Genomic DNA, 22,090 nt, shown 5'->3' on the forward strand with positions numbered 1-22,090 from the left:
CCTCGTCATTGCGGGCGCGTTGCTCATACGACGCCCGGAATGTGTCATGCTCCAGCTTAACCTCGGCGATGCGTGAGCGGCGCGCGTGCCACCAGCACCTTGTCGATGCGGGGGCCGTCGAGATCCATGATCTCAAAGCGCCACCCCTGCCATTCAAAAGCTTCGCCGACCTGAGGCAGGCTTTTCAATACCGAGAGCACGAAGCCCGCCACGGTGTGATAGTCCCGGTCCGGGTCGAGCTGCAGATTGAGGAGATCAGCCAATTCGTCTGCCGGCAGCGAGCCGCCGATCAGGAACGAGCCATCACCACGCTCGACAATCCCGGGCTCCTCGCCCTCATCCTCACCCTGGTGAAAGGTGCCGGCAATGCCCGAGAGCAAATCCGCCGGGGTGACGATGCCCTCGAAGTTTCCGTATTCATCATGCACCAGCGCCATGGGCACTTGTGAGGTGCGCAGCCGCTCCAGCGCGGCGAGGGCGCCGAAGGTGTCGATGACGACGGGCGCCTCGCGCACGAGATCGCGCACGTTCAGCGGCTCGCCCGACAACAGCATGTTAAGCATGTCCTTGGCCTGGATGACGCCGACGGGGATACCCTCCTCGTCCATGGCGGGCAGGCGCGAGCGGCGACTGTCGAGCACGGTGCGACGAATCGTTTCCTCATCGTCCGCAAGGTCAATCCAGTCCACATCAGGCCGCGGTGTCATGATCGCCGCGATTGAACGATCGGCGAGGCGCATGACGCCCGCAATCATTCGCCGTTCCTCGGGGTCGAGCACGCCAGCGGTTTCGGCCTCGGCGACCAGTGTCTTGATCTCTTCGTCGGTGACGTTGGAAGCCCGCTCGCCTCGTGCGCCGAGGAGGCGCAGGATGGTATCCTGCGAGATATAGAGGACATAGACCAGCGGCGCGCATAGCCGGGAGAGCAGCACCATCGTCGGCGCGATGGACGAAGCCATCGCCTCCGGGTTGCGTAGCGCCAGCTGCTTGGGCACCAGTTCGCCGATAATGAGCGAGAGATAGGTGATTGCGCCGACAACGAGCCCGAAGGCCAGCGGGTCGGCTAGACGGGACGATACGCCCTGATCTTCGAGGACCGCCGTCAGCCGGGTCGCGAGGGTCGCGCCGGAAAAGGCACCTGCGAGCACGCCGATGAGGCTTATCCCGATCTGCACGGTGGAGAGAAAGCGGCCGGGGTCAGAAGCCAGCTTGAGCGCCGCATTGGCCCCCTTGCGGCCTGACGCCGCAAGAGCCTTCAGTCGCGGGATGCGCGACGAAACGACGGCGAGCTCAGACATCGCCAGAACGCCGTTCAGCACAATGAGAACGGCGACAACCAAAAGTTCGAATGTCACCATGGCTCGACGGTCATAGCACGGGGTTGAGCCTGGCGAACAGCAGGCCGCTGCCTAATATTGTATCAGTAGAGCCGCCCGCCATCCGGCACCGCCCGATCGGGGGCGATCAGCATGACTTCACCCTCCGCATCAGGAACGCCGAGCGTCAGCACTTCGGACCTCATGGGGCCGATCTGACGCGGCGGAAAATTGACGACTGCCAGTACCTGGCGGCCCACTAGGGCTTCCGGCGCATAGTTCTTTGTGATCTGTGCCGAAGATTTGCGGCGGCCGATATCTCCGCCGAAGTCGATGACGAGCTTGAAGGCCGGCTTGCGCGCTTCGGGAAAGGGAGCGGCCTCGACGATGGTCCCTACCCGAATGTCAAGTTTCTGGAAGTCGTCGTAGCTGACGGTCGCGGGGTTCGATGATGTCGATAGCTTTGAGGATGATGTCATTGGTACAACTTGAAACAGCGAATCGCGCATCCGCCGTTTCATCGTCGCGCATTGCACCACGCCCGTCGAGGAGTGCTTTCCAATTTCAACGCTTGTGATCCTCTTTACGGCCGACCTACCGGCCGGGAAGGGGATGAATGGACCATGACGCTTGATCTCTGGGGCCGTCCGCTGCAACGCGGGGTCTGCGGTCACACGTCCGAAGCCACCTGTTTGCGCCCGCGCAGCGACCAGCTCTAGAGCGCGGGGACGTAGTCCTCTCCGTCGCGCGAGCCGAGATCCTCGTCCTCCCGGCGGTGACGATGGCTGTGACGTCGGCGGTTGCACAGGGCCCGGCCGAATGCCCGCAGGGGCGCGGTCAACCGGTGCACGTCCTGGGCGTAGAGGAGCACGCGCTCGCCCTTCCGCAGTTCGCGGTCGAGGCGGGCTAGGGTGCGGGCGAGATCGGGTTCGTCGTCCTCGATCCAGGTCTCGAAGGTCCGTGCGAAAACAGCGACTGCGCCCTGGATCTTGAGGGCGCCGAGCGTGCCTTCGGTCGGAATCCCCACGGCCGCCAGCATAAAACGCTGGGAATTGGCCGCCAGCTTGTTCAGAGCGGCAATCGCCAGTGGCTCATGCCGTAGGCTGCGTGCGATGTTCCTTAGCGCCCCCTTGTAGGGAGCGAGCGCATCGAAGCGGCGCATCATGATGTCGAGGAGACGTTCCCGCGCAGGTTCACCCGCGAGGTCGTCGGTGGTGCCGTCCAGTACGATCCGGTCGATCCGTTTCGTAAAGCCGGCCAAGATGGCGCCCTTCGACGGGTAGGTGTCACGCAGGTCTGCCAAGCTCACTCCCGCTTCCCGGGCGATATCGACCAGACTGATGGCGCGCCACTGATGATTCGCTGCGAGCCGCATCAATGCATCGATGACGGCGTCCCGACGATCGGCGGGAGAGCCGCTGGAAGCTGATGCCGTAGCGGATGCGGCGGCATCAGTCTGGGATGCCGCTTCGCCGGGGGGCGGGGAGGAAACAGGCTTCTTGGCCATCGGGGGATCTCCTCATGAATGAGCCGCTTCGATCAACATAATGACCTAAGCGGTCCAAAGTGAGGACTCCGCGACAAAAAAAGGACGATCCGCTGTTCAGCCGGATAATTCTGCCGCTCTGCGCTTCGCCGCGCCGGCAGTGCGCGTGATGAGCGGCTGCAGGCCGTCGGTGGCCATCAGCACTTCAAGCGCGGCAGCCGTGGTTCCGCCCTTGGAGGTGACGTTCTCACGCAGGGTGCCGGCCGGAAGGTCAGACTGATGGAGGAGCTCGCCTGAACCGCTGACGGTCGCACGAGCGAGCCTCACCGCGACATCAGGCGGCAGGCCGAGCTGGCGGCCCGCCTCGGCGAGGCATTCGGCGAGATGGAACACATAGGCCGGGCCCGATCCCGATATCGCGGTGACGGCATCGATCAGGGCTTCGTCGTCCAACCACTCGACCGAGCCGACTCCCGACAGAAGCGCCTGGGCGAGGTCGCGCTGGGCACTGGTCAGGTCGGCACTGCCGACGGCAGCGGTGACACCCCGCCCGATCGAGGCCGGCAAGTTGGGCATCGCGCGCACCACCGCGCGGGCTGCCGGCAACCGCTCCTGAATATTGGCGATCGTCTTGCCGGCGAGAATCGACAGGACGACCGTGCCTTCGCCGAGCAGTCTGTTCAGCGCGGGAGCGGCCTCGTCGAGCATCTGCGGCTTCACCGCGAGGACGAGGACGGCTTGTATTGCGAGGCCTTGCAGCGCGGGGTTCAGCGTGAGGCCCTTCGCCGCGAGAGCCTGCATGTCGGGCGAGGGATGCGGATCGATCACCGTAATCCGCTCCAGCGGCAGGCCGATCTTCAACCAGCCGTCGAGCATGGCGCCGCCCATCTTGCCGGCGCCGACGAGGAGAAGGGAGGCGGGAAGTGCGACTGTCATGACGGAACCCGATCGTCTCAAGCGAACCAGAAGGAAAGTGCCCGCCAAGGGCAGACGGTCACGCCGCAGTTGTGGTTCGCTTGGACACTCGCGTCAAGGCAAGGAAGGCGGCGTCGGGAATGCGCGCCTCAGGCTTCGCCTTCCGTTTCGAACAGCACGTTGTCGAGTGCTTCCTTGGCGCTCTTTCCCGCCCACATGACGAACTGGAAAGCCTGATAGTACCGCTCGCATGCGTCGGTGGCGGTGCGCAGCAGCATCTCGCACTGGCCGTGGTTGGGTTCCGCGCCGCCGGCCAGCAGCAATGAATGGCGGAACATCACGACGTTCTCGCGGCTCCAGAGATCGAAATGTCCGACCCAAAGCTGCTCGTTGATGAGCGCCACGAGCTTCAGCACCTCTGTCTGCAGCCGATCGGGCACCTTGAGATCGAAAGCGCAGCCGATATGCACGGCCTCCATATCCTCGATCCAGGTGAAGGCGATGTGATAGTCGGTCCAGCCGCCCGCGACCGAAACCGACATCTCGTCGTCCTCGGCGCGGTCGAATGTCCAATCGTGATCCGACGCAAGCCTTTCGACAACGTCGAGCGGATGTTCAGAGCGACTAATTTCAAACTCGACGTGCGTCATGCCGAACCCTCGGCTTGTGCTGAGCTATCAGGATGCCTGCCTGCACCGGATGTGCAGGCCACATCGGGAAAACATGAACACGGGCGACGCAACCATGACTGGATAGACCGAATAGAGACTCGGTTTATCCACCGGGGCGTACTCATCGATATGATCCCTTTCGATAAGAAGGGGCCACGAATGAGCGAATCACTTGTCTGATTGACTATATCCCGCACGAGTCCCACCGCAAGAAAGACAAACGAACGCTCCGGGATTCGTTGCCTTCGCACAACAGTTCCTTTGGCGCCGTCCACAAGTCTTGGCAAAACATTGCTCAAGACATGATTGGGTTTGCGGCAGCGTCCCACCTGTGCAGATGCGGCTGCAGGATCGGGCGGCTCAGATCTTCGCCGGGCCGGCTGCGTCGGATAGCCGCGTCTCCAGCGCGGTGATGCGCGCTTCCAGCTTCTCGTTTTCTTCGCGCGCGATCAGCGCCATCTGGCGAACAGCCTCGAACTCCTCGCGGCTCACCACATCCATGTTGCGCAATAGCCTCTCAATCTGGGCTCGCATGATGGCTTCCGCTTCGCGGCGCGCGCCGTCTGCAACACCGGCGGCGTCTGTGAACAAACGGGCGACATCATCGAAGAAGCGGCCGGTCGTCTGTGTCATGATAAAAACCTCATTCGGTGCCATGGAACTTATGGACGTATTGTGCGGCTCTATTGTGTCCCCGTGGAACGGTCGCCCGCGCTGCACGCCCTATCTGCTTTCGCGTCTCGATAACACGGCTTGACCGAGCGGTCTCGTCATTGAAAGTGTCGCCACGTTCTGTGAACGATGTGCCGGCACGAGATCCGGTTCACCCGCCGCTCGCACAAGGATCCTTCGGCTCCATGACCTTTGCCATCAATTTTCCCGTCATTGATCCGGTGATCTTCGCGATCGGCCCCTTCGCCGTCCGATGGTATGCGCTCGCCTATGTGGTCGGTCTTATCGGTGGCTGGCTTCTCATGCGCCGGTTGATTGAAGTCCCCTCGCTGTGGGGCGATATCCGCCGCCCCAGTCGCAACGATCTCGATGATCTCCTGGTCTATGTAGCGCTAGGCGTTGTTCTCGGCGGGCGGCTCGGCTACGTACTCTTCTACAATTTTTCGTACTACATCCATGCGCCGGCCGAGATCTTCGCGGTATGGCGCGGCGGCATGTCCTTCCATGGCGGCTTGTTCGGCGCCATCGCGGCGATCATCCTGTTCAGTCGCGCGCGCAAGCTGCCCATGATGCCGTTATTCGATCTCGCCGGCACCGTGGCCCCAATCGGCCTGTTCTTCGGACGCATCGCGAATTTCATCAATGACGAATTGTGGGGACGGCCGGCGCCTGATCTGCCATGGGCGGTCATTTTCCCGACCGGCGGCCCGGTTCCTCGCCATCCAAGCCAGCTTTACGAGGCCTTCGCCGAAGGCATTCTGCTGTTCCTTCTCGTCATTTGCGTAGTTCGTATCGCCGGCTATCGTCGGCCGGGGCTGGTCGCGGGCGTATTCGGCGCGGGCTATGCCGTCGCGCGCGCGGCCTGTGAGTTCTTCCGCGAGCCCGATCCGCAGCTCGGCTTCCTGTTCGGCAGCGATGTCACCGCGCTGCAAGGAGGCGTAACGATGGGCATGGTGCTCTCGCTGCCCCTTTTGATAGCCGGCTTGTGGCTGATCGTGTGGGCGCTGCGCCGGCCTCCAGTGTCGGCAGATCCCGCCCAATCCCCGGCATCCGCGGCGGCGAAGGTTAATCCCGCCAAGGACCAACCTGTTTGAGCATGTCCATGTCAGAAGACGAAACCCCGTTGGGCCGCGAACTGAAGCAGCTGATCGCGCTACAGGGGCCTATCAGCGTCGAGGCTTTCATGGCCGTCTGTCTCGGCCATCCACGTCATGGCTACTACATGACGCGCGACCCACTCGGCGCCGGCGGCGATTTTGTCACTGCGCCGGAGATCTCGCAGATGTTCGGCGAGTTGCTTGGACTTTGGGCGGCCGAAACATGGCGATTGATGGGCGCGCCGGCGGCTATCAATCTGGTGGAGCTCGGCCCCGGCCGCGGCACTTTGATGGCGGATGCGGTGAGGGTGGCGCGCGTCGTGCCCGGTTTCCGGGAAGCGCTCTCCATCCATCTCGTGGAGACAAGCCCAGTGTTACGCGCGCGACAGGAGACGACCCTCGCCGAAGCCGGAGAGGTGGTCTGGCATGCATCCGTCGATACACTGCCGGAGGAGCCGGCCATCATCCTGGCGAACGAGTTTTTCGACGCGTTGCCCGTCCGCCAGTTTCTGCGGACGGAACAAGGGTGGCACGAGCGTCTGGTCGGGTTGAGCGGTGAGGGCGAATTGACTTTCGGCATCGCAGCTGAGCCATCGCGCGAGATCACCACCGAAGGGCCGGCAGGCGCCCTGCTCGAGGTGCCGCGCGCGGGGCTCGCAGTGGCGGGCGAGATCGCGCAGCGCCTCGTCGCCTACGGCGGAGCGCTCCTCGCCATCGACTACGGGCATATGCGCTCCGGCTTTGGGGATACCCTGCAGGCCGTCCGCGCCCATCGCTTCGTCGAAGTGCTCACGGCGCCGGGGGAGGCGGATCTGACGACCCATGTCGACTTCGCGCTGATCGGCAAAGTGGGGCGCCTCGCGGGGGCGGCTCAGCACGGCCCGACGACCCAAGGTGACTTCCTCACCGCTCTCGGCATCAACGAGCGGGCGGCGGTTCTGAAGCGCAAGCTCGCCGGAAAGGAAGCCGAAGCGATCGACCAGGCGCTTGCAAGGCTCGTCGAGGGTGGCCCCGGTGGACGTGCTCGCATCGAGGCAGCCAATGAAAATGGGGCAGCCACGCCGGAGGGGATGGGGCAATTGTTCAAGGTGATCGCCCTGGCCGATCCTGCCCTGCCACTTCTCCCCGGTTTCGCGACGCGAATCGAACCCAGCGTTTGAGGCTTCCCTTATTGCTCGCGGGCGCCGATCATGAGGCAGGCAGCACGAATCCTGCCGCCAACCCATGAGCGTCCATGACCCTTGACCCGAATATTCCTGGCCAGAAGATTCCTGACCCGAAGAATCCTGCCCCTAGGACCGCCGAGCAGATGATTCCTCAGAAGCCGCCACGGCCCCGATCCGCAGCGATCGCCATCGAAGTTGAAGCTTTGCGGCTGCCGGGCATCACCCACGCTTTTTTCACCCGGGAGGGCGGGGTGTCCGAAGGGCTTTATGCGAGCCTCAACGGTGGCGTCGGATCATCGGACGATGTCGTGCGGGTGGGGGAAAATCGCCGGCGCATGGCGGCTTATCTCGGGGTTGCCACCTCGCATTTGCTCGGGCTCTATCAGATCCATTCTCCTGACGTCATCACCGTCGAGGCGCCGTGGCCTGATGGCCAGAGGCCGCGTGCCGACGCCATGGTGACAGCCACGCGCGGTATCGCGCTCGGCGTATCGAGCGCCGACTGCGGTCCGCTGCTCTTCGCGGATCCAGAGGCGGGCGTGATCGGCGCCGCGCATTCCGGCTGGAAGGGAGCTTTTACGGGTGTCGCGGAGGCTACGCTCGCCGCTATGGAGAAACTTGGCGCTCGTCGGGACGCAACAACGGCCGTTCTCGGACCGACGATCAGCCAGGCTGCCTATGAAGTGGGGCCGGAGTTCCGCGAGCGCTTCCTCAAGCAGGATGCTGGAAACGGGGCCTACTTCACTCCGTCGGCCCGGGATGGCCATGCCATGTTTGATTTGCCCGCCTATATCGTCGCGCGTCTCACCCGAGCGGGCGTCGGTCGCGTCTTCGACACAGGCCTTTGCACCTATGGCGACGAGCAGCGATTTTATAGTTACCGCCGCGCGACCCATCGCGGCGAAGGCGACTATGGCCGTCTCATCGCAGCGATCGCGCTCACTACTCGCTGACTTCCGTGTCCGGCGTGCGCCAGACGAGGTGCTGGCCACCATCGACGGCGAGAATCTGTCCGGTGATGCTGCGGGCCTGCGCTAGGAACAGCACCGCATCGGCGATTTCTTCGACGGATGGCCCATGGCCGAGCAGGGCGGCGGATCCCTGGCGCGCAAAATCGTCGGCGCTTTGGCGCTTGCTGGGCAGCGTCGGACCCGGCGCGACCGCATTGACACGGATGCGCGGCGCCAAGGCCTGCGCCATGGTGCGCGTCGCCGTTGCAAGCCCGGCCTTTGACAGCGTGTAGGAAAAGAAATCTGGCGTCAGTTTGCGGACACGCTGGTCGAGAATATTGATGACTGCACCGTGCCGCTCCTTGGGGAGATGTTCCGCTATCTGCTGGGCGAGAAATACCGGTGTGCGCAGGTTGACCGCCAACTGCTCGTCCCATCCCCGCGCAGTCATCGTGGCCAGCGTATCCGGCTCGAAGAGTGACGCGGAATTGACCAGAAGTGTCACTGGGCCGAGCGCCGCGACTGTTCTCGCGGTGAGTTCGACGGCAGCATCGGAGGCGGCGAGATCCGCCTGAATCGCCGCCGCTCGCCCGCCTGAGGCCCTGATCTCGCTGACGACGGCTTCGGCCTCATCCCGCGACTGGCCGTAGTGCACCGCCACTGAATAACCGGCTTGGCCGAGGCGCAGCGCGATCACGCGGCCGATGCGGCGCGCGCCTCCTGTCACCAGTGCGATCTCGTCCTTCACAGGCGTCCCTCATCCCTGGCACGCGACACAAGGCGTCGCTCCACATGCTTGGCGACGCGCAGATAGCGATAGAACGCGAAGTTCATCGCTGTCATGAAACCGTATAGGCCACGGATGGCGTGCCGACGGCCAATATAAGCCTTGAGGAAGGCTGCAGGGAATTCCACGAATAGCCGTAAGGTCGAAACCTTCGCGCCCCGCGCGTCGAGATCTTCCGCAAGGGCATCGGTGTAGCTGTTGAGCTTAGCGAGCTGGTCGCCGAGCGAGCGCACCGAGAAATGATGGATCGTGCCCCTGAGCCGCTTGACCCGCGCGCCTGCAATGAGCTGGACCCGATCATGCACGGTCGAGGGTGAATAGCGCCCCTTGTCGCTGCGATAGAGGCGGACCGGGGAAAGCGCATAGGCGAGCGGGTGGGGGCGACCTTCACCGGGGAAGATCTCCGCAATGCGGATTTTGAAAGCATCGGCTCTGGGCTCGCCGTCAGCAAATAGCGCTGCGATCTCGGCTGCGAGATCCGGGGGCACCACCTCATCCGCATCGACATTGAGCAGCCAGGGATGACGGCATTGCTCCTCGGCGAATCGCTTCTGCGGTCCATAGCCGGGCCAGTCGTTATGAATGACGCGCGCACCTAGGCTCTCGGCGACCGACACCGTGTCGTCCGTCGACCCCGAATCCACAACCACAAGGTCGTCGGTGAGATCGCGAACGGCCCGAATGGTTGCTGCGATTCGGTCGCCTTCGTTGCGGGCGATGATGAAGATGGAAAGGGGCAGCGCGGGATCGGTCATGAGAAGGCTTGCTCTGGCATATCTGCTTTTAGGCGCGCTCCCCCCGGTGGGGCAAGGAGCTCCTTAGCGTCCTGCTTTGAGCTGAACCTCGGCGAATGGCAGCGGCTACCGGACGGCAATAAACGTCAATATAGGGTTCGTCGGAAATATACTAACCAGGTATATCTCAGATATACCCAAACTTTATTCCTAAAATAAATTGTAAAAATGCAACTCATCTGGTCATTTCAAGTGTATATCGACGACTAATTGCTGAATGAATTGATATACTACGGAGTATAGTGCAAGTGAATTCAGGTGAATGATGGCTGTATGAGAAGCCATTCTGCCGATGTTCGTAATGATCTATCTCTGTGGAGTATTCAATGCACAAATCGTCTTGCTCCGTGGCGCTTTCCCTTCTGCTCGCATGCGGCCTCGCCGGCCAGGTCATGGCAGCCGATCTCCCCTCGCGCATGTCCACGCCCGTGGCTCCTGCTCCGGTTGTCGTCGTGCTGCCTGCCTTCACTTGGACCGGCTTTTACGCCGGTATTAATGGCGGCTATTCCAGGCTCGCGCTCAAGAAGCACGATGCCGGCGAAAAAGACACGAGCGCAAATGACTGGGCCTTTGGAGCTCAAGCCGGCTACAACTACCAACTTGGGTCCTGGGTGATCGGCGCGGAAGCCGATTTCGACAAGCAGACCGGAAAAGTGACGGGTAGGAACGCCTTCGGCCCATCGCTGACACTTGAGGACAAATATGGCGCAACGATCCGGGGGCGTTTTGGTTACGCGATCGATCGCGTCCTCATTTACGGCACCGGGGGTTTAGCGCTCCGTCAGTTGGGTGTCGCCCTAGCCCCCAGCAAGCCGGTGTCTCATTGGCATTCAGGCTTTGCCGTGGGCGGCGGTGTCGAATACGCGATGATGGATAATGTCTCCGTCAAGGCGGAATATCTCTACACAAAGGTCAGCAAGAAGACCTATGTGCTGCCGGATGGACAGACAGCCTCCACCGACGCGAAGGGCGGACAGGTACGGCTGGGTCTGAACTACAAGTTCTGACGAAGGATACCCTTCTCCTCAATCCTCGCTGTTAACCTTCCATTAACCATGTGAGGTGGAACTTGCGGCGGGCGTTTTGCGGCGTTCCGGCCCCGTTTGGGGGTCGGAACTGTGTTGGACCTGGCCGGGCGGTTCATCGTTAAGGCCATGTCGCCTGTTTTCTTGGCATTGATGGCCCTGCGTTAACCATTCCTAATATTTGTTAACCAATCGCCGCCTCGATGACGGGCGTTCGCCACATTTTCGCCATCTATCATTAGGGGCGCTGTTGCTAGCCTGCAACAGACGTAAGCCGAAGTTTGCGCTACAAGGAGGCAAGTCCAGAGCGAAACGCATCAAACGCTCAATGGAAGGCAACAGGAGTTCGTTATGAAGAAGGTTCTTCTTGCTGGCGTGGCCGCCGCAGGTCTCATGGCTTCGGGCGCGGTCGCTTTCGCGGCTGACCTGCCGAGCCGTCGTGTCGCCCCGGTTGCGCCGGTGGTGGTTCCGATCTTCACGTGGACCGGCTTCTACGTCGGCGTGAACGCCGGTTACGGCTGGAACACCAACAGCAACAAGGGCTATGTTGATCCCTACACGGGCTTCATCTATGGCACCGACTCCAGCGACGGCGGCTTCGTCGGCGGTGGCCAGATCGGCTACAACTACCAGTTCGGCCAGTTCGTTGCCGGTGTCGAAGCCGACATCCAGTACGCTGACCTGAACTCCTCGAACAACAACAACTACGCTGTCAACCCGTACTACGGCTATGCTTCGGCCGGCGGCAATGGCGTTGAGTGGTTCGGCACGGTCCGCGCCCGTCTCGGTGTGGCCTTCGACCGCGCTCTCATCTACGCCACCGGTGGTTTCGCCTACGGCGGCGGCCAGAACGGCAATGGCACCTACTACAACGGCGCCTTCATCAGCCACGGCGACTCGACCGTCACCGGCTGGACCGTCGGCGGTGGTGTGGAATATGCCTTCACCGACAACCTGACCGCCAAGATCGAGGGTCTCTATGTAAACCTCGGCAACAACGGCAACAACAGCGGCTACCTCTGGAACAACTACTACACCGGCAACAACAGCGACGACACCGAGTTCGGCGTCGTTCGCGCCGGCCTGAACTACAAGTTCTCTGGCTTCTAATTCTCGTAGCCAGTCTAGGAACGAGCCGGTGGGGCAACCTACCGGCTTTTTCTTTGTGAGCTGTTAGATTCAAGCGGGGGACAGTTCCGCGTATTCCTGCGCGAATCTACTCATGAAAAAACCTGCCACCCGGCTCTCCGGGGGCAGGTTTTTTATTGCACGATCTGGGCCGACTGCCCTCTCGGCGGCCTTAGGCCGGCGCTGTCTCCGCAAAGGCGGGCACCGCTTTCTCAAACGCCGCGAGCCAGGCAACGAGCTTGGGATGGTGTGCCCGCCATGCGCCGTCGAAGCGCAGGTCCAGATACCCAAGGGCGCAGGCAATCGTGATCTGTCCGGCATCGGGAAGCGCTGTCGGTGCGGCAGGTGGCGCTGCCTCCAGCGCGGCGAGACTGCGTTCCACCTTGCCATGCTGGTGCGCAATCCACTTCGGCTCGTGCTTGTCCGCCTCGCGCCAGCGCCTCTCATAAACGAGCAGGATCGCAGCATCGAGGATGCCATCACCAAGGGCCTGTTGCGTGAGCACGTCGAAGCGGGCAGCGTCACTCGGGATGATACGACCTCCGCCTGCAACGTGATCGAGATATTCGAGAATCACCGGTGAATCGAAGAGCACGCGTCCATTCTCGAGGATGAGCGCCGGGATCTTTCCGAGGGGATTTTGACGACGGATCGAATCATTGGGATCGGCCGTGTCCGTGGTTACGACGTCGATTCCGTCCCAGAGGCCGAGGACCTTGGCGGCGATCTTGACCTTGCGGCCGAACGGGGAAGGCGGGGACGAGCGCAATGTCAGCATGATGATGTTCCTAACTCCGCGGTGGGATCCAATCGGCAAGTCGAAAGCCTTCAAGCAGAATGCTGCCCTGATTCGGTTTGCGTAAGATTCCCGGATACTGAAGGCTCGAACTGCGACTTGCGCCAGCACTGATTTCGCGACGGCGCGAGGTCTAAGGCACGAGCGAACAGAGGCGATGCCGCAGGCGAGTGCTGTGTGATCATCCCTCGCGCAGCCATTCACAGCGAAAGCCCGCGTTACCGCGTCGCGCCAAGCGTTCCGCCAGCGCGGGCAAGAGGACTTCCGCTTCCTCGGCAAGCTTCCACGGTGGATTGATGACGATGAGGCCGCAGCCGTTAAGACGGGTGGGATCGAGCCGGGTCTCGATCATCAGCTCGAGCCGCAGGGTGCCTGTTCTTGCGTCGGTTGCGAGGTCGCGTGCGAATCGGTCCGTATCTGCGGGATCCTTGATGGGATACCAACCGGCGAAGATGCCGGTCTCCCACTTCGCCTGCGCCTTGAGCATCTCACGTCCGAGGCGCGCGAGTTCGCCGGTTTCCTCGAAGGGCGGATCGATGAGGACGAGCCCCCGCCGCTCCTTTGGCGGAATCATCGCGTGCAGCGCCGTCCATCCATCGAGTTCCAGCGCTTTGACCTGCCGGTCGCGCAGGAAGAGGGTGGCCAGCCGGGCCGCATCTTCGGGATGGCGCTCGACCACGATGGCCCGGTCTTGCCGACGCAGCATCAAGCGTGTGATCATCGGTGATCCCGGATAGGCCGTCGGATTGGTGGCGCGCACGGCGCTGACCGCTTGCCGGTAAGGCGCCAGCAGAATCTCGACGTCTTCGGGAAAGCGCTCCTCCAGCCGGCCTATGCCGTCGCGCCATTCTCCGGTGCGTTGCGCTTCTTCGCTGTCGAGATCATGCAAGCCGACGCCCGCGTGCGTATCAATGACGCGGAAAGCGGTATCCTTCTTGAGGAGATGTGTGAGGATCCGCGTGAGCAGCACGTGCTTCATCACATCGGCAAAATTGCCTGCGTGATAGCCGTGACGGTAGTTCATTGCGGTTGCGGCAGGGTGATGGAGCCACCGCGACAGCCCCGGCGATCGACCTGCGGGCAAGTCTGGAAACCGCGCAGATCCCTGGAAAAACAGATGCGCACCTCGCTGAGGGTGCCCTTGCGGCAGGCGACGGACATCATGTCGGTCCGCAGGCCCGGATTAGCTGCAATGAAGGCGCGCTCCAGATCAAGTGGCGTCCAGGTCGCGTCGCTCTGCATGGACGCGATTGCTGGAGGGATAACGACCGCGTCGCGGGCCCGCCGGACGGCAGCAAAATAGTCTGTCGGACTCAAACCCGAGCAGGTTCCATGCTTGCGCCACTGATAGCGGGCGAGGCCCTCGTCGGGATAGAGGCCGGCGGTCGTGGCAATCGCGGCGCGTGTCGGCTGGACGGCCGTTGCCGAGCAAGTTGTCGGAAAGCCTTGGGCGTACTGAGGCCACAGACCGTGCACGACAAAGCCGAGTTTGCTGCCGCTGCGGCATTGATCGTAGCGGCCGGGTGACTGGCTGAGCTCACAGAAGCCGGGCGACCAGGAGAGGGCAAGGACATAAAAGTCGAACTGTCCCGGAGGAGCACCGCGACGTTCGCCGGCGTCCTGCGCTGAGGCGGCCGACAGCATCGCAAGCAACAGCCCGGCACAAGCAGCACCGGAGAGCGCGAGGCGGCGGACAACGCCGGCCAACGCGGATCCTGTTCGCGCGGTGGCCTGCTGAAACGGGCAAGCGGGATTGTCTCCCGTGTAGATCCCTCCCGGCATTCAGCTCACGGCAATGCAGTCTTGCACCAGGGGGCGAAGCTCCAGCCGCGATCGATGCCGCGCACGCAGAACTCGACGTTCCAGCCGAAGCCAATCCCGCCGAGACCGGCTCGGACGGAGTAAATGACCTCGCGCTTGACGCCATCGGTGACCAAGGTCGTTGCCTTGCAGAAACGCCTTGGGATGAAGTCATCGCCCCAGGGGTTCACGGCAATCTGCCGGATGCGCTCGAACAGGGCCAGGCGAAGGTCCGAGTTCCAGTACTCGGATTCCTTGCTCGCGAAGCGCATGGCCACTTCCGAAACCACAGCGACGGAGTCGCAGGCCGGAAGGTTGCGCGTCACATTGATGGGGTCCAGATCCATCGGCATGTGCGGTTCGCCCGGCGCACGCTCACCGGCGAAGCTGAACGAGCTCGCCAGGGCGAGCATCAGTGAAGCGGCGATCATCCTGCGCATGATAACTCCGACGCGTGGTAGCTCCGACAGCCGATATGGCCCAGCTTGACCATACAATTTTTCTGAACCATGCGGAATGGCGCTTGCGGGGTCAAGCGCAGCCGCGCCACAGTGACCGAAGAAGTGCTACTGACGCGTGATTGTCCAACAAAAGGTGGCTGATATGGCTGGCATTCGTATCGTGGTCGCGGGCGCCACGGGCTGGGTCGGACGGGCGCTCGTCCCCGCCATTCTGGCAGCGAAGGATCTCGCTCTGGTCGGCGCGGTCAGCCGGGCTGCGGCGGGACAGGACGCGGGCGAGGCCATTGGGCAGGCAGCCGCCGGTGTGATCGTCGCAGCCTCGCTCAAGGATGCGCTCGCAATTCCGTCCGATGTGGTCATCGATTACACGAAGCCGCATGTGGTGAAGGGGAACGTGCTCACGGCGATCGAAGCCGGCCGCAATGTCGTCGTCGGCACGTCGGGCCTCAGCGCCGAAGACTACGGCGAGATCGAAGCTGCGGCCCGCAAGGCGCATGTCGGCGTCATCGCAGCCGGCAATTTTTCCATCACGGCTACCTTGCTTAAGCGCTTTGCGCTGGAAGCGGCCCGCTACGTCCCCGATGTCGAAATCGTCGACTATGCAGCCGCCTCGAAGCCCGACGTTCCCTCGGGAACGGGACGCGAGCTCGCGGAAGTGCTGGGAGAGGCGCGCCAAGCGGGCACGGCGAAGCCCATCGCCGATCTCTCCGGACTCAAGGAAACGCGCGGCGCCAGTATCGGCGCGCCCGTTCCCGTGCAGGTGCACTCCCTGCGTCTTCCCGGCTACGTGCTGTCCTGCGAGGCTCATTTCGGACTGCCGGACGAACGTTTGCTCATTCGCCACGACGCCGGCTCGTCCGCGGCACCGTATGTTGCAGGCACTCTCCTGGCGGCGCGGCGTGTCGCGGAACAGCCGGGTCTCCGGCGCGGGCTCGACAGTTTGATGTCCTAGGGATGGACAGCCGTGTGAGCGGCAACGTCCCGCCGCGGCCTGCTGCGCTTTATGGGCCGCGTCAGCGTCCGATCAGTCCTGGCGGCCGCAGGTCCATCTCGGGCGAGAGGCGACGCGGCGGGGGCGAATAGGGCGCCGGGCTGTAGGCTGTGGCTGGCGCGTAGGATGGCACTCTGGGATCGCTGGTACGGGGAGCCGGATCGGGCGATGAAAGTGCCATGGGCGGCGCAGCTGGCGCCAGACCGGATGTCGGGATATCGGCGCCCTCTTCGTCTGGTCCATGATCAGGAAGAGGCCTTTCAGCGGGTATCTCGAACTGGGACGGCGAGGCCGTCGGCGCGTTGCCGGGCATCATGCCGGTCGCCGCCATCGGTGCGCTGTACGACATCGGTCGGTCGGGATCGATGCGCGGCACAAATTTGATCACAGGCTTGCAGATCGTGCGCCCCTTATTATGGCGCGCCAGATCCAGATGGAAATGATCATTGTGGTGGGCATCGGCGCCCGGGCCAAGCACCGTCGAGAAATAGCGGCAGGAGCCCACGAAGATTTCGCGCAGGAATTCCTGCTCCTCCGGCGCGCCGCGCCACCCCTTGAGAATGGTGATCACGCGCCCGTCGGCGAATGTCAGTGACATGATGTCGACCGCGTTGCCGTAGGAATGTTCGGAACGAGGCGCCCCTGCCTTGTTGTTCATGCTACGGCAGTTGTAGGAGCCCGCGTTGACGCCCGTGACCGGCTGGCCAAAATAGAGCATCGCGGCCGGCTGCACGATTTCGGCGAACCAGCGATCGGTCGTCGTGATCGCCGGACAAGCGAGCAGGGCGCGGGATTTCAGCGTGATGCTACCTTCACCGAAAGCACTCACGCGAAACGGATAATCCATGCCGCACGCGCCAGGACCGGAAATCGCCTTGGCTTGCTCGAAATAGGCGGATGCGCGCACATCCTTGTGCGTCGCGAGACATGCAACTTCAGCCTCGCCACGCCAGGCTGCTCGCTTTTCGATAACGAACAACCCGCATCCCGCGAGGGCCAGGACCACCAGTATGGACCCGCCCAGCTTCCATGAGGGCGGATGGATAGAGGGGCGGCGCGCCATACGCATTACTCCGCGCGCTGTCACTGTAAGGCTTGAAGAATGCGAGCATTGTCCTAACGGAATCTCAACGCGGCCTGGCTCACCGCAGCACGGGCATTCCGCCTGTCCCCTCACAGTTCTGCCAGGAACAGCGGACTTTCCCTGCGGCCGATCTTCTCAAGAAGTCGGGTGGACATCGCGCGTCCTTTACGTCCGTGACGACGAGACCTCACGAAAGCATCGCAGAATCATGAAAAACATGCGGAGGAGGTCTTCCCAACGGGGAGCGCGTTCCCTATCTTCCATGCATCGAGCGAATGGCGGCTATGCCTGCCGTTCGCAGGTCACGACGCTGGCTTTGCAGAATGCCGGCACCAGATGATTTCGACGGGAGAGACGACGTTGTTGAGAACCTTGGGTCGCCGCGGTGGTTTCGTTGCCATCGCCACGCTTGCCCTGATGGTCACGGCGAGTGTCGCGGAGGCGCGCGCGGGCCGCGGTGGTGGCATGGGCAGCAGGGGATCGCGCACCTATAGCGCACCGCCGCCAACAGCGACCGCGCCGACCCAATCGGCCCCGCTGCAGCGCTCGACTACGCAGCCGAGTGCTGCACAGCCGAATGCTGCGCAGCCCGGCATGGCTGCGCGTCCCACGACACCGCAGCGCTCGGGGCTGTTCGGCGGCGGCTTCGGCACAGCCCTGATGGGCGGCCTGTTGGGCGCCGGGCTGTTCGGCCTTCTGTCCGGCAGCGGCCTGTTCGGTGGCCTGTCCGGGCTCGGTTCCATCCTTGGCCTTCTCCTCCAGGTCGGTCTGATCGTCGGCCTCGTCATGTTGGCCATGCGGTTCTTCCGCCGTCGGCAGGAGCCGGCCATGGCTGGTGCCGGCCCCATGGGCAATGGCATGAACCGCAGCGCGCTAGGCGGCGGCCTTGGTGGCCTCGGCGGCGGTCTCGGTGGTCTCGGCAAGGGACTTGGTGGTGGCCTCGGCGGAGCCTCGGCTCCTGCTGCTCCGGCAGCCCCCGTCGATGAGCTCGACATTCAGCCGGCAGATTTCGACGCCTTTGAGCGCACGCTCATCGATGTGCAGGCTGCCTATTCAAATGAGGACCTGAACGCCTTGCGCCGCCTGGCCACCCCGGAAGTGGTTGCCTTCATGGCCGAGGATCTCGCCAGCACGGCGGCCGAAGGCCATGTCAACCGCCTCTCGGACGTCAAGCTTCTGCAGGGCGATCTCGCCGAAGCGTGGCGCGAGGGTGACGCGGAATATGCGACCGTCGCTATGCGCTTCTCGCTGATCGACACCACGCTTGATCGTGAGACGAACAAGATCGTCGAGGGTCATGCGGAGTTGCCGTCCGAAGCGACCGAGGTCTGGACATTCCGTCGCACAAAGGGCGGCAAGTGGATGCTCGCGGCTATCCAGCAGGCTTGATCTCAAGCCCGCTCTCGTAACCCAAATTGGAAAGGCGCCGTGTTCGGCGCCTTTTTCTTGCGAAGTGGCACTTGAGGGTGTCAGTCGTTGCCTTGGCCGCAGCTATATCCAACGAAGCATTGCGGGTTGTCGCGCGTCGAGAGGTAGGCTGGCACCTGACTCTGCCGCGGCGCGCAGTTCGTTACATAGGTATCGTAGAGATAGGGGCCCGTTCCGATGATCACGCGCCCCTGGCGCTGCACCAGATTCTGGAGAGCGGCGCAACTTTCGCGGGAGGCCTGAACCTGTGCTTGCGCGAAAGCCGATGGGACCGCAGCCGTGCCAAGCAGCGCGGCAACCCCGGTCACGGCGAGCGCTCTTAAAATCCTGGATAGCGATGTGTTGAAACCGGGGGGACAAATAGGCGGGTTCATCGTCATCAGTGTCCTCTGCGGCATTGGGATCATGCCTTCAATAGAAAACACTGATCGATTGTTCTTTCACAATCAGCAAGTTGTGATGAAGGGGCGTGCGATCCTAAAAGTGTAGGCTGCGCACGCCACCAGCCTAGCGTCGACGACGGCCGCCTTTCTTGACATTGGACGTGCCGGCCCAATCCGCGACGGAACGGGGCTTAAACTCCTCTGCTCCCAGTGGGATCTCGCGGTTGTGCGGTCCCATTTCGTCCAGCGTCGGCTTGCGTGCCCGGGTGGGTGGCTCACCATCGATGCCGGGAGGCTGGTTCGCTTTGGCCCCATATTTGCGGGATCCCGCAAAGCGCCCGGCCTTGGCTTCCACGTCTTCCTGCCGCGCCAGGGGATCGTCCGCGATGGCAAGCTCCGTCGCCTGAAGCCGCTTGATCTCGTCGCGGAGGCGCGCGGCGGTTTCGAATTCGAGATTGGCTGCGGCCTCGCGCATGCGCTTCTCGAGATCCGCCATGACGGCTTTGAGGTTGTGGCCCACACTGGCCGCCTCCTTCGGCAGGAGGCCGGTGTCCACCTTGACGTGATCGCGCTCGTAGACCGAATCGAGGATGTCGCCGATGTTCTTCTTGATGGACTGCGGCGTGATGCCGTGCTCGGCGTTGTAAGCGAGCTGTTTCTCGCGGCGCCGGGTCGTCTCGGCCATGGCCCGTTCAAGGCTGCCTGTGACATTGTCGGCATAGCAGATCACGCGGCCGTCGACATTGCGCGCGGCCCGGCCGATGGTCTGGATGAGCGAGGTCTCCGACCGCAGGAAGCCTTCCTTATCCGCATCGAGAATGGCGACGAGCGCGCATTCGGGAATGTCGAGGCCCTCGCGCAGCAGGTTGATGCCGACCAGCACGTCGAAGGCGCCGAGCCTCAAGTCGCGGATGATCTCGATGCGCTCGATGGTGTCGATATCCGAATGCATGTAGCGAACCCGGACGCCGTGCTCATGCAGATACTCGGTGAGGTCCTCGGCCATGCGCTTGGTCAGCACCGTGACAAGGGAGCGGTAGCCTTGTGCGGCCACCGCCTTGACTTCGCCGAGCAGATCGTCGACCTGCGTGCGGGCGGGGCGGATGTCGACGGGCGGATCGACGAGGCCGGTCGGGCGAATGACCTGCTCGACGAAGACGCCGCCGGTCCGCTCCATCTCCCACGAGCCGGGCGTCGCTGAGACATTCACGGTCTGGGGCCGCATGGCGTCCCATTCCTCGAAGCGCAGCGGGCGGTTGTCCATGCAGGACGGAAGGCGGAAGCCATATTCGGCCAGCGTCGCCTTGCGCCGGAAGTCGCCGCGATACATGCCGCCGATTTGCGGAATGGTGACATGGCTTTCGTCGGCGAAGACGAGCGCGTTGTCCGGCAGATATTCAAACAGCGTCGGCGGCGGCTCGCCTGGGCGGCGGCCGGTCAGATAGCGGGAATAGTTCTCGATGCCGGCGCAGGAGCCGGTCGCCTCCAACATTTCGAGATCGAAGGTCGTGCGCTGCTCCAGCCGTTGGGCCTCCAGGAGGCGCCCCATGCGGGTGAGTTCCTCCAGCCGCCATTTGAGCTCTTCCTTGATGCCCTTGATGGACTGGATCAGTGTCGGACGTGGCGTCACATAATGTGAATTCGCATAAACCTTGACGAAGCCGAGGTCGGCCGTCTTCTGACCCGTTAGAGGATCGAATTCGACGATTGACTCGACTTCGTCTCCAAAGAGGGAGACACGCCAGGCGCGGTCCTCGTAGTGGGCCGGGAAGATTTCGATAACGTCGCCGCGCACGCGGAAGGTGCCGCGGCCGAAGTCGCCACCCGTGCGCTTGTACTGCAGGGCTACGAGATCGGCGATCAGCTGCCGCTGTTCGATCGTCTCGCCGACCTTTACCGAGAAGGTCATGGCCGTATAGGTCTCGACCGAACCGATACCGTAGATGCAGGACACCGAGGCGACGATGATGACGTCATCGCGCTCGAGCAGGGCGCGCGTAGCGGAATGGCGCATGCGGTCGATCTGTTCGTTGATCGACGACTCCTTCTCAATGTAGGTATCCGACCGGGGCACATAGGCCTCGGGCTGATAGTAATCGTAATAGGAGACGAAGTATTCGACCGCGTTATCGGGGAAGAATCTCTTGAACTCCCCGTACAGCTGGGCGGCCAGCGTCTTGTTGGGAGCAAGGATGAGCGCCGGGCGCTGCGTTTCCTCGATCACCTTGGCCATCGTGAAGGTCTTGCCCGACCCGGTGACGCCGAGCAGAACCTGATCGGCCTCCTGGCGGCGAATACCATCGACGAGTTCGGCAATGGCGGCCGGCTGGTCGCCCGCCGGTTGAAAATCGGATTGCATGCGGAAGGCGACACCGCCTTCCGATTTCTCGGGCCTCTCCGGCCGGTGAGGCGTCCACAACTTGCCGTTCTTGAACAGCGGATTGCCGCTCTCCAGCAGGGCCGAGAGGGCTGCGACCGTGGCCGACACGCCTGACGCTCCCTCGGGGTTGCTCAGCGGGACCGGCGCCGTGGGCTTCTTTCTGGCCGCGGGCTTGCCTCCGGGCGGCTCGGACGTCCCGTTTTTGGCTGATGCGGAGCCCGCGCCTGGTGTCCATACGACACCCGTCTCAAAGCGCGCCTGTGGGGCCTCGCCGAAGCCACCCCGATCCTCATTACTATCGGACGCGGCACCGCCAGGTCCGGCGCGACCTTTATTGATCGCGGGATTGAGGAGATCCGCAAGGAACGGATTGAGGGGCTGGACGCGGGGTTTCGCAGCCTTGGAGCGGGGTGTTTTGGGAGCCATGGCCCCAATATGGGCCTACTTCCTCGTCGAGGAAAGACCGTCGACGTCATTCCCCGGCGCTTTCCCGGACAGCGCGAACGAGCCGCATCGTCGCGCGGCGTTCGCGCTGTCACGACCCTTGGGACGTTTGCAGCTAAATGCCGCTGAAAACGATCCCGATAACGAGCAGAACGAAGCCGAGCAAGAGCGTCTCGAAGCCGTAACCGGTGAAGAATGGTATCGGAAAGATACCGTAAGTGACGAGGAGCGCGATAATCGCCAGAATGAGCGCAACAATGAAAACGACCTTTGACGGAGCCGTCAAAGTGAAGCTGCCTGAGCTTGCCATCGAATT

At 62.9% G+C, this 22,090-nt stretch carries 23 protein-coding genes; 7 read left to right on the forward strand and 16 right to left on the reverse strand.

The features are described 5' to 3' along the window. Positions 1-56: 56 nt before the first annotated feature. From KIO76_RS10945 to KIO76_RS10970, 6 genes are all read right to left on the reverse strand, one after another. Positions 57-1,358 (reverse strand): hemolysin family protein, encoded by a 1,302-nt coding sequence (locus KIO76_RS10945; RefSeq protein WP_213323301.1) that lies wholly within the window; start codon positions 1,356-1,358, stop codon positions 57-59. 62 nt (positions 1,359-1,420) lie between these two features. Further along, complete coding sequence (locus KIO76_RS10950; RefSeq protein ID WP_213323302.1) at positions 1,421-1,795, reverse strand: tRNA-binding protein; 375 nt, start codon at positions 1,793-1,795, stop codon at positions 1,421-1,423. A 236-nt stretch (positions 1,796-2,031) separates the two neighbouring features. Beyond that, complete coding sequence (locus KIO76_RS10955; protein ID WP_249729571.1) at positions 2,032-2,823, reverse strand: TetR/AcrR family transcriptional regulator; 792 nt, start codon at positions 2,821-2,823, stop codon at positions 2,032-2,034. A gap of 96 nt (positions 2,824-2,919) precedes the next feature. Then, entirely contained in the window at positions 2,920-3,738 is an 819-nt protein-coding gene (gene proC, locus KIO76_RS10960) for a pyrroline-5-carboxylate reductase (RefSeq protein ID WP_213323303.1), read from the reverse strand. Between the two features lie 128 nt (positions 3,739-3,866). Beyond that, positions 3,867-4,367, reverse strand: a complete 501-nt coding sequence (locus KIO76_RS10965) for a type III secretion system chaperone family protein (protein ID WP_213323304.1) — start codon at positions 4,365-4,367, stop codon at positions 3,867-3,869. Between the two features lie 381 nt (positions 4,368-4,748). Further along, on the reverse strand, positions 4,749-5,021 hold the full coding sequence (locus tag KIO76_RS10970) for an accessory factor UbiK family protein (protein ID WP_213323305.1): 273 nt from the start codon (positions 5,019-5,021) through the stop codon (positions 4,749-4,751). A gap of 224 nt (positions 5,022-5,245) precedes the next feature. Here KIO76_RS10970 and lgt point away from each other — a divergent pair, with 224 nt between their 5' ends. The 3 genes from lgt (at position 5,246) to pgeF (ending at position 8,276) form a co-directional block, all read left to right on the forward strand. Then, positions 5,246-6,154: a prolipoprotein diacylglyceryl transferase gene (gene lgt, locus KIO76_RS10975; RefSeq protein ID WP_213323306.1), complete on the forward strand. Its 909-nt coding sequence runs from the start codon at positions 5,246-5,248 to the stop codon at positions 6,152-6,154. An 8-nt stretch (positions 6,155-6,162) separates the two neighbouring features. Further along, on the forward strand, positions 6,163-7,317 hold the full coding sequence (locus tag KIO76_RS10980) for a class I SAM-dependent methyltransferase (protein WP_213323307.1): 1,155 nt from the start codon (positions 6,163-6,165) through the stop codon (positions 7,315-7,317). A 188-nt stretch (positions 7,318-7,505) separates the two neighbouring features. Beyond that, positions 7,506-8,276: a peptidoglycan editing factor PgeF gene (gene pgeF, locus KIO76_RS10985; RefSeq protein ID WP_349629408.1), complete on the forward strand. Its 771-nt coding sequence runs from the start codon at positions 7,506-7,508 to the stop codon at positions 8,274-8,276. Here pgeF and KIO76_RS10990 read toward each other — a convergent pair. Then, a complete protein-coding gene (locus KIO76_RS10990; protein WP_213323308.1) occupies positions 8,266-9,021 on the reverse strand; it encodes an SDR family oxidoreductase in 756 nt (251 codons plus the stop codon). The two genes, pgeF and KIO76_RS10990, sit on opposite strands and share 11 nt — an antisense overlap. Further along, entirely contained in the window at positions 9,018-9,815 is a 798-nt protein-coding gene (locus tag KIO76_RS10995) for a glycosyltransferase family 2 protein (protein WP_213323309.1), read from the reverse strand. The genes KIO76_RS10990 and KIO76_RS10995 overlap by 4 nt, the downstream gene beginning before the upstream one ends. 365 nt (positions 9,816-10,180) lie before the next feature. On the opposite strand from KIO76_RS10995, the gene KIO76_RS11000 reads away from it, so the two are divergent. Continuing rightward, complete coding sequence (locus KIO76_RS11000; RefSeq protein WP_213323310.1) at positions 10,181-10,861, forward strand: outer membrane protein; 681 nt, start codon at positions 10,181-10,183, stop codon at positions 10,859-10,861. A 369-nt stretch (positions 10,862-11,230) separates the two neighbouring features. Then, a complete protein-coding gene (locus tag KIO76_RS11005; protein WP_213323311.1) occupies positions 11,231-11,989 on the forward strand; it encodes an outer membrane protein in 759 nt (252 codons plus the stop codon). A 190-nt stretch (positions 11,990-12,179) separates the two neighbouring features. Here the strand turns inward: KIO76_RS11005 and KIO76_RS11010 are convergent, their stop codons facing one another. From KIO76_RS11010 to KIO76_RS11025, 4 genes are all read right to left on the reverse strand, one after another. Next, a complete protein-coding gene (locus KIO76_RS11010) occupies positions 12,180-12,785 on the reverse strand; it encodes a glutathione S-transferase family protein (RefSeq protein ID WP_213323312.1) in 606 nt (201 codons plus the stop codon). Positions 12,786-12,984: 199 nt separating this feature from the next. Then, positions 12,985-13,827, reverse strand: a complete 843-nt coding sequence (locus tag KIO76_RS11015) for a 23S rRNA (adenine(2030)-N(6))-methyltransferase RlmJ (RefSeq protein ID WP_213323313.1) — start codon at positions 13,825-13,827, stop codon at positions 12,985-12,987. Further along, entirely contained in the window at positions 13,824-14,510 is a 687-nt protein-coding gene (locus KIO76_RS11020) for a ribonuclease T2 family protein (RefSeq protein ID WP_349629372.1), read from the reverse strand. Before KIO76_RS11020 ends, KIO76_RS11015 begins: the two co-directional genes overlap by 4 nt. A gap of 80 nt (positions 14,511-14,590) precedes the next feature. After that, on the reverse strand, positions 14,591-15,043 hold the full coding sequence (locus tag KIO76_RS11025; RefSeq protein ID WP_213323314.1) for a hypothetical protein: 453 nt from the start codon (positions 15,041-15,043) through the stop codon (positions 14,591-14,593). A gap of 163 nt (positions 15,044-15,206) precedes the next feature. On the opposite strand from KIO76_RS11025, the gene dapB reads away from it, so the two are divergent. Next, positions 15,207-16,016, forward strand: coding sequence for a 4-hydroxy-tetrahydrodipicolinate reductase (gene dapB, locus KIO76_RS11030; protein ID WP_213323315.1), 810 nt, complete (start codon positions 15,207-15,209; stop codon positions 16,014-16,016). 61 nt (positions 16,017-16,077) lie between these two features. On the opposite strand, the gene KIO76_RS11035 is transcribed toward dapB, so the two are convergent. Next, complete coding sequence (locus tag KIO76_RS11035; protein ID WP_213323316.1) at positions 16,078-17,118, reverse strand: extensin-like domain-containing protein; 1,041 nt, start codon at positions 17,116-17,118, stop codon at positions 16,078-16,080. 381 nt (positions 17,119-17,499) lie between these two features. On the opposite strand from KIO76_RS11035, the gene KIO76_RS11040 reads away from it, so the two are divergent. Further along, complete coding sequence (locus KIO76_RS11040; RefSeq protein ID WP_502761850.1) at positions 17,500-18,528, forward strand: TIM44-like domain-containing protein; 1,029 nt, start codon at positions 17,500-17,502, stop codon at positions 18,526-18,528. An 80-nt stretch (positions 18,529-18,608) separates the two neighbouring features. Here the strand turns inward: KIO76_RS11040 and KIO76_RS11045 are convergent, their stop codons facing one another. The 3 genes from KIO76_RS11045 to KIO76_RS11055 all read right to left on the reverse strand — a co-directional run bounded on the left by KIO76_RS11045 (position 18,609) and on the right by KIO76_RS11055 (position 22,084). Then, positions 18,609-18,875, reverse strand: coding sequence for a hypothetical protein (locus tag KIO76_RS11045; protein ID WP_213323318.1), 267 nt, complete (start codon positions 18,873-18,875; stop codon positions 18,609-18,611). Between the two features lie 199 nt (positions 18,876-19,074). Next, positions 19,075-21,756 carry an excinuclease ABC subunit UvrB gene (gene uvrB / locus KIO76_RS11050; RefSeq protein ID WP_213323319.1) on the reverse strand — a complete coding sequence of 894 codons (2,682 nt, stop codon included), beginning with the start codon at positions 21,754-21,756 and terminating at the stop codon, positions 19,075-19,077. A gap of 133 nt (positions 21,757-21,889) precedes the next feature. Continuing rightward, positions 21,890-22,084, reverse strand: a complete 195-nt coding sequence (locus KIO76_RS11055; RefSeq protein ID WP_213323320.1) for a hypothetical protein — start codon at positions 22,082-22,084, stop codon at positions 21,890-21,892. Between the last annotated feature and the right edge of the window lie 6 nt (positions 22,085-22,090).

Origin of the sequence: Chelatococcus sp. YT9 (assembly GCF_018398315.1) — a bacterium.
In the GTDB taxonomy this organism is placed as follows: Bacteria; Pseudomonadota; Alphaproteobacteria; order Rhizobiales; family Beijerinckiaceae; genus Chelatococcus.